Source organism: Deinococcota bacterium (assembly GCA_030858465.1).
Taxonomy (GTDB): Bacteria; Deinococcota; Deinococci; order Deinococcales; family Trueperaceae; genus JALZLY01.
This window is the reverse complement of sequence record JALZLY010000371.1, coordinates 1-14,739: the sequence shown is the minus strand read 5'-3', so window position 1 is coordinate 14,739 and position 14,739 is coordinate 1. Positions and strand designations below refer to the sequence as shown.

The window sequence follows — 14,739 nt, the reverse complement described above, 5'->3', positions numbered from 1 at the left end:
TTTATGGCTGGGGACGCATCGGCCTCTTCAGCGGGTGTTGGGGAGTGGGCAAGTGCCGAGTGAAGCAGCCGGCGGAGAGTTCGAGGCCGGCGGCGCTCGGCTTCACGCCGATCTGTCGGCCTGCCGGGCCGTTTTCCGTTCACCTAACCCCATATGCATATCGCCCCCGCTGCCGAGGCGTCATAATCGGTGTTATGACAGCACAGCCAAAACTCGCCTTTATCGGCTTAGGAACGATGGGCGCCCCCATGGCGCAGCGGCTCGTAGACGCGGGCTATAACGTAACCGTCCACAACCGCACCCGCGAACGTGAGGAGAAGGTAAGGGGCGCGAAACGCGCTGACAGCCCGCAAGAGGCGGCTCGAGGTTGCGACGTCGTTTTTACGATGGTCAGCGACACCCCGGACGCCGAAGCGGTCATCGTCGGTGAGCAGGGCGCGCTGCACGGGCTGCGGGCGGGGAGCGTCCTGGTCGACATGAGCACCATCAGCCCGGCGGTGACCAAGGAGGTCGCGGAGGCGCTGGCCGCAAAGGGCGCCCACATGCTCGACGCGCCCGTCTCGGGCGGCTCGGAGGGCGCCAAGAACGGCACGCTGTCGATCATGGTGGGCGGCGAGGCGGAGGTTTTGGAGCGGGTTAGACCGGTGCTCGAGGCCCTCGGCAAGACCATCACCCTGGTCGGGCCCATCGGCAGCGGTCAGATCACCAAGGCCATCAACCAGGTGATCATCGCCGGCACCTACGCGGCCGTCGCCGAGGGCGTGGCCCTGGGTCTGGCGGCGGGCATCGACTTAGGGGCGGCGCATAGGGCCGTTTCGGGCGGCGCGGCGGGTTCCTGGGTCCTCGAAAACCGCGCCGACAACATGATCAAGGGCCAGTATCCGCTGGGCTTTCGCACCGTCCTCCACCGCAAGGACCTGGGCATCGCCCTCGCGGCCGGCAAGGACTTAGGCGTGCCCATGCCGGTGGCGGCTTACGTCGAGCAGGTGGAAACCGGGCTGGTGGGACGCGGCTACGGCGACGAGGACGTGAGCAATATCGCTCGCGCGGTGCGGGAGGCGGCGGGACTCGATTAGGGGCTAGGGGTTAGGGAAAAGTCACCTCCTGGGCTCCAGCCCTCAGCCCTGTTTCCGTCCAACCACCCAGACCCGCTCCGCCTCCTCGTCGGCCTCTTCGCCACCCGGATAGCTGAGGATGCGAACGCCCTCAAAGCCCGCCTCGGCGAGCAGCGTGCGGAGTTCGGGCGGGTCGTAGGGGCGCTCGAGATGAACCTCGGTAAACTCGCCCTCAGGCGAGCGGCAGTAGGCCTCGACCTTGGCCAGGCCGCTCGCCTCGTCGAAGGAATGCCGCCACAGGTAGTAGATCTCCCCCACCCAGCCCTCGGCGCGGTCACCTTGCCAGAGTTCGCGCAGGCCTGCGGTGGTGTTCACGTCGAACATGAGGTAGCCGCCGGGCGTCAGGTGCTCGTGGGCGCGCCGCGCCGTTATCAAAAGGGCCTCGAGCGTGAGCAGGTTGTTGAGCGAGTCGAAGATGGACACGACGAGGTCGAAGCGCGTGTCCAGAGCAAAGGTGGTAAAGTCGCCCTGCACGAAGGGGACGGGCGGCAGCTTGTCTTGGGCTACGGCCAGCATCTCCGCCGAGGCGTCGAGGCCGGTCACCTCGTAGCCGCGCATGAAGAAGGGAAAGGTGGAGTTGCCCGTGCCGCAGCCGAGGTCGAGCACGCGCCGGCCCCGCCAGCCCTCGGCCCGCACCGTGTCCAGGACGAAACCCGCCCAGCCGTCGTAGTCCACGTCCTCCATGATGGCGTCGTAGACGCGGGCGAGCGAGGAAAAGGGTCTGGCGGTGAGCACGGCTAAATGTCATCGCCGTACTCGAGCTCGGGGCCGTACGCGAACTCGGGGTCGCGCACAAAGGCTAACTGCGTGGGCGTGAGGTAGCGCAGATAGGCGCGGTCGCCGATTCTGGCCGTAACGAGCGCGTCCGCGAAGGACACGTCGAAAACGCGGTTAGTCCTCAGCGAACGCCACTGCTGACCGGTGTCGAGGAGCCGCACGTAGACGACGTGGATGTCGGATTCTCGGGGCTCGTCGGTGAGCCAGGGACGGCCTACCGGCCGCTCCGGCTGGGGCTTTCTGCGAAACACGGGGAGAGTATAACAAGCCGTCGAGCCTTCGCTCGTTCTTGCAGATCGCTAGAACAACCCGGAGAACGTGCAAGGATGGAGCATGACCGAGACGAACAGCAGGACGAACAGCAGCTTGGCAGGCTACCGGGGCCGGGTGTCCGGCAGCAACGGCAGCGACGGCAGCGACGGTAACGGCAGCGACGACATGTTGTGGTTCGCGACCGAAGCGGATTTGGGCGCGAGCGCCGAGGCGGTGGCCTACGCGCTTAGAGCCTTTATTGCCGGCGACAGCCATCCCACCCTCGAGCAGGGCGGCGAGCGCGAGGAGGTCCAGGTTTTGAACGTCGAGGTGAGCGCGGACCACCACGAGACGGGCGGCGGCCACAAGACCGTGAGCGCCCTCTTGCGCCGCCGGCCGCCGGACGCGAGCTAGGCGTGTCGGGGTTTCTTTATGCCTCCCTCTATTCTCTCTATCCTAAAAGCATGGCAGAGTCAGACACCGGCACCGGCTCGAGGGCCTAGACGGCCAGATCACAACCGCTCGATAATGGTCGCTTCACCCTGACCGACGCCCACGCAGAGGGTGACCAGACCGTAGCGCATCCTTGCCCCCCCCACTGCTCGGCGCTGCATCTCGTGAATGAGGGTGGTCAGCAGACGCGAGCCGGACGAACCCAGAGCGTGGCCGAGCGCGATGGCTCCGCCGTTGACGTTGGTGATGTCCTCACTCAAGTCCAGTTCGCGCATTACCGCGATGGCCTGCGCGGCAAAGGCCTCGTTGACTTCGGCCAGATCGATGTCTTCGGTGGTCAGTTTGGCGCGCTCGAGCGCCTTTCGGGTAGCAGGAACAGGCCCTAAGCCCATCACCCTCGGGTCGACCCCCGCCGCAGCGGACGCCAACCAGCGCGCCAAGGGCTTGACGCCGAGTTCGTCCGCTTTGGCGCGGGCCATCAGGACCAGCGCGGAGGCGCCGTCATTCAGACCGCTCGAGTTCCCCGCGGTGACGGTGCCGCCCGCGCGGAAGACGGGCTTGAGCTTGGAGAGTTGCTCCATGCTGGTGGCGAGTTCATAGCCACTGTCGGTCTTCTGGTAACGCGGGTGCTCGTCGGTATCGACGACTGTATCGACTGCGGGGTCCCCCTTGCGCCGCGGAACGGTCACCGCGACCATCTCGTTGTCGAAGGAGCCCCGGTTGATGGCGTCGACGGCTCGAGCCTGACTCCGCAGGGCGAAGCGATCCTGCTCTTCGCGGGAGATTTTTCCCCCGCTGATCTCACCCGCACAGCTCATCTCGTAGATGTTCTCGGCGGTCTCGCCCATGGCCTCGAGGGGGAACATCGCCGCCAGCTTGGGATTGGGAAAGCGCCAGCCGAGGGTGGTGTCCCAGCCGGTGATGTTGCCCGACGGCCCGAACGCCGCCGGATTCTTGGGCAGCGCGTAGGGAGCGCGGGTCATGCTCTCCACGCCGCCCGCCACGTAGACCTCGCCCTCACCGGAGAGGATGGCTCTGGCCGCCTGATTGACCGCGCTCAAGCCGCTCGCGCAGAGGCGGTTGACCGTCACCCCGGCCACGCTCTGGGGCAAACCCGCCAGCAACAGCCCCATGCGGGCCACGTTGCGGTTGTCCTCGCCCGCCTGATTGGCGCACCCCATATAGACCTCTTCGACGCTCGCCGCGTAGGTGCCGGCGCGTTCTACAGCGGCCTTGATGGCGACCGCGGCGAGATCGTCAGGCCTGACCTCCGACAGCGCGCCCCGGATTTGGCCTACCGGAGTCCGAACCGCACTTACGATAACGACTTCATTCATCATCCGCACCTTCCTATGAAAATGCCAGCCATTTTCATCCACCGTGGTGTTCATCCACCGTGGTGCCGCTGACAAGCGGCATGGGCGATTGCTCCGAGCTAGCCATCGCCGTGACTTGACAATTACCGTGACCGAGCTAATCACGATAGTCTCAATAATGGTAGTCTATGGTACTCGAGCAGGCAATCGGTACCATCTATTTCACCGTCACGATACACTGAGCCTATGTCACTCGTTCCCAGCGAAGACCGCGGCGCGGTGCGGGTCTTGCGCCTCAACCGCCCCGAGGTCCGCAACGCGCTGAGCGCCGACCTGCAAGAGGCGCTCCTGGGCGCCCTCGAGACCGCCCGTGACGACACAAACGTGCGCGCGCTGGTCCTGACCGGCGCGGGCAAGGCCTTTTGCGCCGGCCTCGATTTGGCGGGCCTGAGGGCGATCAGCCAAAGCTCGGCCGAGGAGAACCGGCGCGACTCGAGCCGCTTCGCGCGCCTCTTGGAGACGCTCTACACCTTCCCCAAACCGGTGGTGGCGGCAGTCAACGGCCACGCCGTGGCGGGCGGCGCCGGGCTGGCCTCGGCCTGCGATCTCGTCGTCATGAGCGAAGACGCCAAGCTGGGCTATACCGAGGTCAAGATCGGCTTCGTGCCCGCCGTCGTCGCCGTCCTGCTGCTGCGGCAAACGGGCGAGAAGCGCGCGCGTGACCTGCTGCTGACCGGGCGCTTGGTTCTTGCGCTCGAGGCGCAGGCGATGGGCCTGGTGAACGAGGTCGTCACCGCGGACGAGGTGCTGCCTCGAGCGCTGGCCCTGGCGGAGATGGTGGCCGCCAACTCGCCGACCTCGTTGGACCTCACCAAGACGCTGCTCTCGGCCCTGCCCGGGATGGGCTTTTTCGACGCCCTGCGCTACGCCGTGGATTTGAACGCCCTGGCGCGGGGTACCGCCGACCTACAGGAGGGTGTGAGCGCCTTTTTGGAGAAACGCCAGCCCTCGTGGAAGAGGTGAGTCCTGGAGCCCCACCCGGTCCGCTCGATGTCCTCGAGACCTGTCTCTACGTGGGCGACCTGGGGGGCGCGCGCAGCTTTTACGAAGGCGTGCTCGGCCTGACGCTCGTCTCCGAGGTGGCCGGCCGCCACCTCTTCTTTCGCCTGGGAGAGGGGATGCTCCTGCTCTTCAAGCCCGAGACCTCGAGCCAGGGCGGCGACCTGCCCGGCCACGGCGCGACCGGGCCGGGCCATCTCTGCTTCAAGGTGGGGGAGGCGGACTTAGACGCCTGGAGGATGTACCTACAGGCCCGCGGCGTCGTTATCAGCGCCGAGCAGGCGTGGCCGAAGGGCGGCCGCAGCCTCTACTTCGAGGACCCGGCCGGCAACGTGCTCGAGCTGGCGCCCGCGCGCATCTGGGGATAGATGCAAGGCTTTTCACTTGACGCGCGCGGATTTACAGGGTATCTTTACACACAATGTGTAAGTTACACAAGGAGGAAAGGTGATCATGCGCGCGCTGACGAGGCCGAGGGTGCTCTTGCTCTGCGGCGGCCAGTCGGAAGAACACGAGGTCTCGCTGGCCTCGGCGCGCTCGGTCATGGCCGCCGCCGGAGCGTGCTTCGAGATCACCCCGCTCGTCATCGGCAGGGACGGCCGGCGGCTGAGCGAGGAGGCCTCGCGCCGGGCGCTCCACAAGGGACGGAGCGACACGCCCGCCGGCGACGCCCTGGCCTTGGCGCCCGCCACCGACCTTCAAAGTCTGCTGGGCGAGCGCTTCGATCATTTCGAGGTGGTCTTTCCCCTGCTGCACGGTCCCCTGGGCGAGGACGGCAGCGTGCAGGGCATGCTCAAGCTCATGGGCCTGCCCTTTGTCGGCTCGGACGTGCTCGGCAGCGCGGTCGGCATGGACAAGCCCATGATGAAGGCGGTCTTCGCCGCCCACGGTTTTCCGCAGGTCGCCTACCGCGCGGTCAGCCGCAAGGCGTGGAGCGACACTCCCGGCGAGGTATTGGACAGCCTGGAGGCCCTCGGCTATCCCCTCTTCGTCAAGCCCGCCAACCTGGGCTCCTCGGTGGGTATCGCCAGGGCGAGCGAGCGGATGTCGTTGAGCGCAGCGCTCGACGAGGCCGCCCGGCACGACCGGCGCCTCATCGTCGAGCAGGGGCTCACGGGCGCGCGCGAGCTCGAGGTCGCCGTCCTCGGCAACGACGCGCCCGAGGCGAGCGCCGTCGGCGAGATCGGCTACGGGAGCGACTTCTACGACTACGCCACGAAGTACACCGCGGGCGCGGCCGCTCTGATGATTCCCGCCGACCTTCCCCACGCCGTCGCCGAGAGGTGCAGGTGCCTGGCGCTGCAAGCCTTCCGCGCCGTCGACGCGGCGGGGCTCGCGCGCGTGGACTTTTTCTACACCCCCAAAGACCAGCGCCTCTACTTAAACGAGATCAACACCATGCCCGGCTTTACCGAGACGAGCATGTATCCCAAGCTCTGGCAAGAGGCCGGGCTGAGCTACCCCGAGCTCGTCGCCCGGCTTATCGACCTGGCGCTGGAAAAGAGATAGGGCTGTCGGGTTGATATAGGTCAAGCCGCCCAAACGACCACATTTCCCTGACGTCCTTGTATACTCAGGGCAATGTCACGCTGGAGGTAAAGCCGCCCCTAAGCACCGGGACAATCTCGAGGTCAATCCCGCGCTCGACCCCTTCGCCCCCGAGGACGAGGAGGTCAGCTCGAGCCCTGGGCAGCTCATCTCCCAGCGGGTGCTCATCTTGAACGCCTCCTACGAGCCCCTGCACATCTGCTCGGTCAAGCGGGCCGTGGCGCTGCTCATGCACGAGGTCGCCGAGCGGGTCGAGGACGGCAGCGGCGTCTTGCGCTCGCCGAGCACCGTTTTTAGAGTGCCGAGCGTCATCCGCCTGCGGCGCTACGTAAAGCGCCCGCCCCGGCAGCGCATCGCCTTCAACCGCAAGAACGTCTTCCGGCGCGACGACCACCGCTGCCAGTACTGCGGCGTTCACTCCCACGACCTCACCTTGGACCACGTCATCCCCCGCAGCAAGGGCGGCCCCACGAGCTGGGAAAACGTCACTTCCTGCTGCCGCAGGTGCAACGCCAAAAAGCGCGACCGCACCCCAGACGAGGCCAAGATGCAGTTGCGCAGCAAACCCTACGCGCCGCGCTTCATCTTCAGCACCGCCTACGGCGTCATTCCCAATATCGAAGCCGCCTGGGAAAAGTACCTACCCAAATAGCGGGCTCGTCTGCTGGTTGCGTCAGTTCAAAACTAAGGACATCATGTCAGCCAACATGCCGACCAAGAAAATGCACGCCGACGAGGTCGACATCGACGGCGACCTCGTCGCCCGGCTCATCGCAGATCAGTTTCCGGAGTGGGCCGGGCTTCCCATCCGACCGGTCGCCTCAGCGGGCACCGTCCACGCGCTCTACCGGCTCGGCGACGAGCTAGTGGTGCGGCTCCCGCGGCTCGCGGTGCCGGTTGAGGAGGTAGACAAGGAGCACAGGTGGCTGCCGCGGCTCGCGCCGCTCCTGCCGGTAAGGATACCCCTTCCGCACGGCCGGGGCGTGCCCACCGAGGGCTACCCTTATCCTTGGTCCGTCTACGAGTGGCTCGAGGGCGAGAACCCGAAGGCCGACCGTCTGCACGACCCCGAAGGGCTCGCGCGTGACCTGGCGGCGTTCATCATCGCGCTGCAAAGCGTCAGCACCCTGGACGCGCCGACGTCCGCTCGAGGCACGCGGACGCTGGCGATGCTGGACGCCCCGACGCGCGCCGCTATCGAGCGGTCGCGCGGCCTCATCGATGAGGCCGCGGCGACGGCGGCGTGGGAGAGGGCTCTGGAAGCGCCCGAATGGCGCGGCCCGGACATCTGGGTTCACGCCGATCTGCTGCCCGGCAACCTGCTGGTGCGTCGTGGTCGGCTGAGCGCCGTGATCGACTTCGGGTCCGTGGGTCTGGGCGACCCGGCGAGCGATGCGAGCGTCGCCTGGAGCTTGCTGCCCAAGAGCGCGAGACGCGTGTTCCGCGCTGCCTTGGATGTTGACGACGCGACCTGGGCGCGCGGGCGCGGTCTCGCGCTGTCGATCGCACTTACCGCTCTCCCATATTACAGGCACAGCAATCCGATTTTCGCCGAGGTCGCCCGTCACACCATCGCCGAAGTCCTCGCCTACCAGCGCCCATGACGCACGACATCCGGCCTGGCCATAATGGCTGCCGCGGCCGGGCGAGACTCTTCCTACCTCACGGCTCGGCTGCGCTCGGGCCGCAAGATCGCGTTGAGAACCCAGCCGACGATGCTGAGGATGATCGCGCCGACGACGGCATCCCAAAAACTGCGGATCGCCAGCGGAGTGAGGGCGGCGACGATGCCGAGGCTCAGCGCGTTGACCACGAGCAGGAAGAGGCCGAGCGTGAGAACGGTCAGCGGCAAGGTGAGCAGGACCATGATGGGCCGCACCACGGCGTTGACCAGACCGAGCACCAGGGCGGCGATAAGCAGCGGCCAGATGCCCGGCTGGGTAAAGAACAGGCCGGGATAGAGTTCGGTGGTGAGCCAGAGGGCGAGCGCGTTGAGGACCCAGAGGACGAGCAGGTTCATAAGGAAAGTATACGGCAGAAGCCAGAGGCTTGATCCCGATCTCCGATCCCCAACGCCCGGCCCCGACCCCGATCCCTGCCCCTACACCGGCTCCTTCACGAACACCGGGTAGTGGCTCTGCGGCGTGAAGCCGACGCCCTCCAAGATCTTGACGAGCTTGGGGTCGTTGTAGGTGACGGTCGTCTCGATCTTGCCGAAGGGGCTCATCGCGGCGAGCTCCTGCATCGAGGAGATGACGAGACGGCGGAGCATCTCGCTGTCGCCCCGGTGCTCGGCCAGGACGCCCGCCGCGGTCAGGTAATAGCTGCCCTCGACGCCGGTCTGGTAGGCGCCGAAAAAGGCGTAGCCGACGGGCTCCTGATCGGGGGTCTCGCGCGCCAGCCACCACAGGTCGGGGCTGAACTTGCCGCGCCAGCGCTTGAGCCAGGCCCAGAGCGAGTCGGTCGGCTGGTAGCTCTCGCAGCGCGCGAAGGTCCGCGCGAAGAGTACGTCCATCTCCTCGGTGTAGGCCTCGAGCATGAGCGGCAGACCCAAGGGCGGCGTTTCGGACAGAGGGAACTCGAGGTCGTGGGCGTGCTCCAAGCTGAAGCCGAGCCCTTCGAAGACCGGCCGCACCCGCTCGACGCGGTTGGGCGAAAAGTTGTAGAGCGGGCAACGCACCGCCTCGTGGGGGTGCTTGTCCATGAGCTCGCTGAGCAGGGCCGTGAGATGCCCTGGCGCGCGGCTGAACCAGATGTTGCTGAGGTAGAGGTTCTGCTCGTCGTCCTCCGGCTCCGGCGCCACGATATAGGCCCCCGCCAGCGGCTCGTCGCCGTCCAGCAGGACAAAGCTCCGCTCGGCCTCGTGCGCACGATCGCGGATGAGGCCGATGGCCCGCCGCGCAAAGGCCCTGGGGTCGCTGTGCCCCAAAAAGCCGTAGGTGCTGGCGATAAACCACTCGAGCTCGTCGGGCGCAATCGCCCGGATCAAGAGGCGCCCCATGGACACAAGCTCAACCACAAGCTCAACTTGGCGACCCAAGCCCAGTCCGCGACCCGGCATAGAAGGCGGCTCATCACAACGGATTACTCTACCTGAAAAACCCGCCCTCTTCCAAGCCTAGCCCTGCTGCGGCTCGGGTGGGGCGATCCGCGGCAGGTGGTCGCGCTTGTAGACCATGACGGTACGTCTGAAGGTCATCACCACCACGCCGTCCTGCTTGAAGCCGGTGGTCCTAAAGGTGACGATGCCCTGCCGCGGGCGCGAGCGCGACTCGCGCTTGTCGAGCACCTCGCTGCGCGCGTAGAGGGTGTCGCCTTCGAACACCGGCGCGGGCATGCGCACCTCGTCCCAGCTCAGGTTGACGCCGTTTTGGGAGATGTCGGCGACCGACAAGCCGGTGATCACGGCCAGGGTGAAGGTCGAGTCCACCAGCGGCTCCCCAAACTCGGTCTTGGCGGCGTAGGCCCGGTCGAAGTGGATGGGGTTGGGGTTGACCGTCAGCAGCGTAAACCAGACGTTGTCGGCCGCCAGGACCGTCCGGCCCAGAGGGTGCGGATAGATGTCGCCTATCTCGAAGTCTTCGTAGCACCTGCCCGTCCAGCCCTGTTTGATGGTCATCGCGTTGCTCCTTGGGAGATTGAAGATTGAAAATTCAAGCTTCGAACGTGGCAAGGGTCTGAGCGCCCCACCTCGCTAGCGCCTCGCTCAGATCACGCCCACACGTCGCAGTTCGGCAATCCCCTCCTCGCTGTAGCCGAGTTCGGCAAGAATCGTCTCGGTGTGCTCGCCGACCTCGGGGATGGGTCCCAGCACGGCTTCGGCGCCCGCCATCATGACGGGCGGCAACAGGGTCTTGAGCGGCCCGACCGGCGAGGCCACCTCGGCCCAGCGGCCCCTGGCCGCGAGGCTGGGGTGGGCCAGGAACTCGTCCACCGTGCGCATCTGCGCGTGGGCGATGGCGGCCTCCGCAAGGCGCGCCTCGACCCCCTCGAGCGCAAGCCCCGCAAAGACCCCTGCGATGACCTCGTGCAGGGCCTCGCGGTTTCGCACGCGCTCGGCGTTGCCCTTGAACCTGGGGTCGCCCGCAAGGTCCGGGCGTCCCAGAACGAGCCCGCAAAAGCGCCGCCACTCCCGCTCGTTTTGGATGCCCAAGAGGATATGCTTGCCGTCTCCGGTAGCGAAGGGGCCATAGGGCGCGATGGTGGCGTGCATGGCGCCGCTGCGCGGCGGCGCGCTGCCGCCGTAGAGGGTGTAGTAGGCGGGATAGCCCATCCACTCCGCCAAGGCCTCGAAGAGCGAGACCTCGATGACCGTCCCCTCACCGCTGTTGGCGCGGTGATAGAGCGCCGTCAGGACGCCCGAAAAGGCGTACATGCCCCCGGCGATGTCGGCGACCGAGATGCCCGCCTTGCTGGGCACCTCCTCGCTGCCGGTGATCGACAACAGGCCCGCCTCGGCCTGGACGAGCAGGTCGTAGGCCTTCTTGTCACGGTAGGGGCCGCTCGAGCCGTAGCCCGATAAGTTGCAGACGATAAGCGCCGGATGGCGCGCCCTCAGCGCGCCCGCGCCGAAGCCCAAGCGCTCGGCCGCGCCCGGCGCCAGGTTCTGCATAAAGACGTCGGCGCCCTCCAGAAGCCTGTGGAGGACGGCCTTGCCCTCTTCGCGCTTGAGGTCGAGCGTCAAGGACTCCTTGGAGCGGTTGAGCCAGACGAAGTGGCTCGACAGGCCCTTCACGGTCTCGTCGTAGCCGCGGGCGAAGTCGCCGCTGCCGGGCCGCTCGATCTTGATGACGCGAGCGCCCAGATCGGCGAGCTGGCGGCTGGCAAAGGGCGTCGCCACCGCCTGCTCGAGCGCCACCACCGTGATTCCGGTAAGCGGGCGCACCACACTACTACGACCCATCAGCAAGACCGGGGCACCAGCAAGACCGGGGCATCAGTAAGACCGGCCATCAGTAAGACCGGGCCATCAGTAAGACCGCGGCAGCCCCAGGACGTGCTGCCCGATGTAGGCGAGGATCAGGTTGGTGGAGATCGGCGCCACCTGGTAGAGGCGCGTCTCGCGGAACTTGCGCTCGACGTCGTACTCGCTGGCGAAGCCGAAACCGCCGTAGGTCTGCACCGCCACGTTGGCCGCCTGCCACGACGCCTCGGCCGCCAAGTGTTTGGCCATGTTGGCCTCCGCGCCGGCCGGGCTGCCGCCGTCGAAGAGCTCGGCGGCCCTATAACGCATCAGGTCGGCGGCGCGCACGCGGATATAGGCCTCGGCGATGGGAAACTGCACCCCCTGGTTCTGGCCGATGGGCCTGCCGAAGAGCTCGCGCTCCTTGGCGTAAGCCGTGGCGCGCCCTATAAACCAGTAGCCGTCGCCGACGCACTCGGCGGCGATCAGGATGCGCTCGGCGTTCATGCCGTCCAGGATGTAGCGAAAGCCTCTGCCCTCCTCGCCGATCAGGTTCTCGGCCGGCACCGTGAGGTTATCGAAAAAGACCTCGGTGGTGTGGTGGTTGAACATCGTCTTGATGGGCTTGATGGTGACGCCCTTGCCGACGGCCTCGCGCAGGTCGACCAGAAAGACCGACAGCCCCTCGCTGCGCCCCCTAGCCTCTTCACGGGGCGTGGTGCGGGCCAAGAGCAGCATCAGGTCGGAGTGGAGCGCCCGGGACGTCCAGATCTTCTGGCCGTTGACGATATAACCGTCACCCCGGCGGACGGCGGTGGTGCTGAGGCTCAGGGTGTCCGAGCCGGCGTTCGGCTCGGTGACGCCAAAGGCCTGGAGGCGCAGCTCGCCCGAGGCGATCTTGGGCAGGTACATCGCCTTCTGCGCCTTAGAGCCGTGCCGCAGCAGCGTGCCCATGATGTACATCTGGGCGTGGCCGGCCGCCGCGTTGCCGCCCGAGCGGTGGACCTCCTCCAAGATGATCGAGGCCTCGGTGACGCCGAGACCGGAGCCGCCGTAGGCCTCGGGGATGAGCGCGGCGAGGTAGCCCGCCTCGGTCATCGCCCGGATAAAGGCGTCGGGGTAGCCCTCCACCAAGTCAAGCTCGCGCCAGTAGGCGTCCGGGTAGCGCGCGCAGAGCTTGCGCACGCCCTGTCTTAGGTCTTCATGCAGGTCGTTCACGACGCTCCCTCAAGGTGCTTTAGGCGCCCGCTCGCGTAAGCGTCGCCGCCGTAGATATCGTTCACCACCACCGCCGGAAAGTTTTCGACCAGAAACTCGTGAATCGCCTCGCTGCCGAGGTCTTCATAGGCGATCACGCGGCTCGAGGTGATGCGCTGCGCCAAGAGAGCGGCCGCGCCCCCAACTGCCGCGAGATAGACCGCGCGGTACTCGACCAGGGCCTCCCTCACCTCTTTCGAGCGATAGCCTTTGCCGATGAGCCCTTTCACGCCCTGCTCGAGCAAGGGCACGGTGTAGGGGTCCATCCGCCCACTCGTCGTCGGCCCGGCCGAGCCCACCGGCTGGCCCGGCTTGGCCGGCGCCGGGCCGACGTAGTAGATGACCTCGCCTTCGACCGACACCGGCAGCGCCTCGCCGCGCGCCAGCGTCTCGACAAGCCGCTTATGGGCGGCGTCGCGCGCAGTGATAAACCTGCCGCTTATCTCGACGAGGTCGCCTGCCTTTAAGCTCAAGATCGTGTCTTCGTCAAAGGGCGCGGCTATCTTCATAAGACCACCGTAGCGCGGCGCGGCGCGGAGCAGTTGAGGTTGACCGCCACCGGCAGGGCGGCGATGTGGGTGGGATAGCTTTCAATATGGACGGCCAGAGCGGTGACCCTGCCGCCGAAGCCCTGCGGGCCCACGCCGAGCGCGTTGACGGCCGTAAGCAGCTCGGCCTCGAGCGCGGCTAGATGCGGTGCCTCGTTGGGCGTGCCCAGCGGGCGCATCAGCGCCCTTTTGGCCAAGTAGGCGACGCCGTCGAAGGAACTGCCCAGGCCCACCCCGACGATGACGGGCGGGCAGGCGTTGGGTCCGGCCTGCTCGACGGTCTCGAGCACGAAGCGCTTGACGCCCCCTGCGCCGACCGAGGGCGGAAACATCCCCAACCGGCTCATCAGCTCCGCGCCAAAGCCCTTCATCAGGGCGGTGATGGTCACGCGGTTGCCGGGCACGATCTCATAGTGGACGAGCGGCGGGGTGTTGTCACCGCTGTTCTCGCGCTGCAAAGGGTCCCTCACGACCGACTTGCGCAGCTCCCGGTAGGCGCCCCGCACCGCCTCCCCCAACGCCTCGTTTAGATCTCCCCCGCCAAAGTGAACCTCCTGGCCGACCTCGAGCCTCAAGACGGCCATGCCGGTGTCCTGGCAAGTCGGCATGCCCTCCCTTTCGGCGTAGCGGGCGTTGTCGAGGAGCATGGCGATCACCGAGCGGCCCAGCTCGGAGGACTCTTCAAAGGCGGCGCGCTCCAGAGCGACCAGGTAATCTTCCGGCAGGTGCGTCGCCGCCCGCTTCAAGAGCGCCTCGACCGCCTCACCCACCTCCCCTACCGAAAGCTCGCGCACGCCGCCACCTCCATTGACCAACATTGACCAAAAAACATCATTCCAAAAAACACTTTCCAAAAACCTTTCAGGTCTTCGTTGACAGTGTATTAGGGTTGACCGTATACTGTCAACGAATCCACAAGAGGCTCAGCAAAGGCGCGTAAGATCGAGCCTGACCATGATAAACTCGCGCGAGCTCGAGACAAGGGCGAGACAAGGGTGAAGGTGCGGAAAAGGCATGTTGCGTCACTAGGAGGTGGGCTTGTGCGGACCTGGCTTTTTGTGCCCGGACACGAGACAAAAATGGTGGTCAAGGCGCTCCGGAGCGGGGCCGACGCCGTCATCATCGACTGGGAGGACGCGGTTCCGCCGGAGGCCAAGGCTCTAGCCAGAGAGCGCACGCGCGAGCTGCTGGAGCATCACTACGCCCCTCTCGCCCCTCTCGCCCCTCTCATCATAGTGCGCGTGAACGGCGCGAGGAGTGAAGCCTTCGCCGCGGACCTGCCGGCCTTGCGCGGCCTGCCCGTAGGGGCGGTGATGCTCGCCAAGGCGGAGGGTCCAGAGGACGTCGAGGCTTGCGCCGGGGCGGGCTTCCCGCTCATCTTGCTGGTCGAGAGCGCGCTGGGGGTGGAGGAGGCGCTCGCCCTGGCCAGGGCTCACGCCGGGGTCGAGCGCTTGGCCTTCGGCTCGCTCGACTTTCTGGCCGATATCGGCGCGAGCTGGTCGCCCGAGGGC

At 66.6% G+C, this 14,739-nt stretch carries 18 protein-coding genes; 8 read left to right on the top strand and 10 right to left on the bottom strand.

The genetic code is table 11. The annotated features are described in order from the left end of the window. Positions 1–194: 194 nt before the first annotated feature. Entirely contained in the window at positions 195–1,076 is an 882-nt protein-coding gene (locus M3498_18390) for an NAD(P)-dependent oxidoreductase (protein ID MDQ3461236.1), read from the top strand. A 42-nt stretch (positions 1,077–1,118) separates the two neighbouring features. Here M3498_18390 and M3498_18385 read toward each other — a convergent pair whose 3' ends face one another. Together M3498_18385 and M3498_18380 are read right to left on the bottom strand one after the other, a co-directional pair. Continuing rightward, positions 1,119–1,850: a class I SAM-dependent methyltransferase gene (locus M3498_18385; GenBank protein ID MDQ3461235.1), complete on the bottom strand. Its 732-nt coding sequence runs from the start codon at positions 1,848–1,850 to the stop codon at positions 1,119–1,121. A gap of 2 nt (positions 1,851–1,852) precedes the next feature. Beyond that, positions 1,853–2,143 carry a hypothetical protein gene (locus M3498_18380; protein ID MDQ3461234.1) on the bottom strand — a complete coding sequence of 97 codons (291 nt, stop codon included), beginning with the start codon at positions 2,141–2,143 and terminating at the stop codon, positions 1,853–1,855. Positions 2,144–2,225: 82 nt separating this feature from the next. Here M3498_18380 and M3498_18375 point away from each other — a divergent pair, with 82 nt between their 5' ends. Further along, a complete protein-coding gene (locus M3498_18375; GenBank protein MDQ3461233.1) occupies positions 2,226–2,558 on the top strand; it encodes a hypothetical protein in 333 nt (110 codons plus the stop codon). A 98-nt stretch (positions 2,559–2,656) separates the two neighbouring features. Here M3498_18375 and M3498_18370 read toward each other — a convergent pair whose 3' ends face one another. Beyond that, entirely contained in the window at positions 2,657–3,934 is a 1,278-nt protein-coding gene (locus M3498_18370) for a thiolase family protein (protein MDQ3461232.1), read from the bottom strand. Between the two features lie 225 nt (positions 3,935–4,159). Here M3498_18370 and M3498_18365 point away from each other — a divergent pair, with 225 nt between their 5' ends. The 5 genes from M3498_18365 (at position 4,160) to M3498_18345 (ending at position 8,124) form a co-directional block, all read left to right on the top strand. Continuing rightward, positions 4,160–4,936 carry an enoyl-CoA hydratase-related protein gene (locus tag M3498_18365; protein ID MDQ3461231.1) on the top strand — a complete coding sequence of 259 codons (777 nt, stop codon included), beginning with the start codon at positions 4,160–4,162 and terminating at the stop codon, positions 4,934–4,936. After that, positions 4,924–5,340 (top strand): VOC family protein, encoded by a 417-nt coding sequence (locus M3498_18360; protein ID MDQ3461230.1) that lies wholly within the window; start codon positions 4,924–4,926, stop codon positions 5,338–5,340. The genes M3498_18365 and M3498_18360 overlap by 13 nt, the downstream gene beginning before the upstream one ends. A gap of 85 nt (positions 5,341–5,425) precedes the next feature. After that, positions 5,426–6,481: a D-alanine--D-alanine ligase gene (locus M3498_18355; GenBank protein MDQ3461229.1), complete on the top strand. Its 1,056-nt coding sequence runs from the start codon at positions 5,426–5,428 to the stop codon at positions 6,479–6,481. A 199-nt stretch (positions 6,482–6,680) separates the two neighbouring features. Next, the gene (locus tag M3498_18350) at positions 6,681–7,172 is read left to right on the top strand and encodes an HNH endonuclease (protein MDQ3461228.1); all 492 of its coding nucleotides are present in this window, start codon (positions 6,681–6,683) and stop codon (positions 7,170–7,172) included. 55 nt (positions 7,173–7,227) lie between these two features. Beyond that, positions 7,228–8,124 (top strand): aminoglycoside phosphotransferase family protein, encoded by an 897-nt coding sequence (locus M3498_18345; GenBank protein ID MDQ3461227.1) that lies wholly within the window; start codon positions 7,228–7,230, stop codon positions 8,122–8,124. Between the two features lie 53 nt (positions 8,125–8,177). Here M3498_18345 and M3498_18340 read toward each other — a convergent pair whose 3' ends face one another. The 7 genes from M3498_18340 to M3498_18310 form a co-directional block, all read right to left on the bottom strand. Continuing rightward, positions 8,178–8,540, bottom strand: a complete 363-nt coding sequence (locus tag M3498_18340; protein ID MDQ3461226.1) for a phage holin family protein — start codon at positions 8,538–8,540, stop codon at positions 8,178–8,180. A gap of 81 nt (positions 8,541–8,621) precedes the next feature. Beyond that, complete coding sequence (locus tag M3498_18335) at positions 8,622–9,527, bottom strand: hypothetical protein (protein MDQ3461225.1); 906 nt, start codon at positions 9,525–9,527, stop codon at positions 8,622–8,624. Between the two features lie 111 nt (positions 9,528–9,638). Then, positions 9,639–10,139 carry a MaoC family dehydratase gene (locus M3498_18330; protein MDQ3461224.1) on the bottom strand — a complete coding sequence of 167 codons (501 nt, stop codon included), beginning with the start codon at positions 10,137–10,139 and terminating at the stop codon, positions 9,639–9,641. Between the two features lie 87 nt (positions 10,140–10,226). Beyond that, positions 10,227–11,423, bottom strand: coding sequence for a CoA transferase (locus tag M3498_18325; GenBank protein MDQ3461223.1), 1,197 nt, complete (start codon positions 11,421–11,423; stop codon positions 10,227–10,229). A 66-nt stretch (positions 11,424–11,489) separates the two neighbouring features. Continuing rightward, entirely contained in the window at positions 11,490–12,641 is a 1,152-nt protein-coding gene (locus tag M3498_18320) for an acyl-CoA/acyl-ACP dehydrogenase (protein MDQ3461222.1), read from the bottom strand. Continuing rightward, positions 12,638–13,189, bottom strand: coding sequence for a Fe-S-containing hydro-lyase (locus M3498_18315; protein MDQ3461221.1), 552 nt, complete (start codon positions 13,187–13,189; stop codon positions 12,638–12,640). The genes M3498_18320 and M3498_18315 overlap by 4 nt, the downstream gene beginning before the upstream one ends. Beyond that, complete coding sequence (locus tag M3498_18310) at positions 13,186–14,022, bottom strand: fumarate hydratase (GenBank protein ID MDQ3461220.1); 837 nt, start codon at positions 14,020–14,022, stop codon at positions 13,186–13,188. The genes M3498_18315 and M3498_18310 overlap by 4 nt, the downstream gene beginning before the upstream one ends. Positions 14,023–14,268: 246 nt before the next feature. Between M3498_18310 and M3498_18305 the strand changes: the two genes are divergently transcribed. Further along, on the top strand, positions 14,269–14,739 hold a 471-nt coding region (locus M3498_18305), incomplete at its 3' end, for an aldolase/citrate lyase family protein (GenBank protein MDQ3461219.1).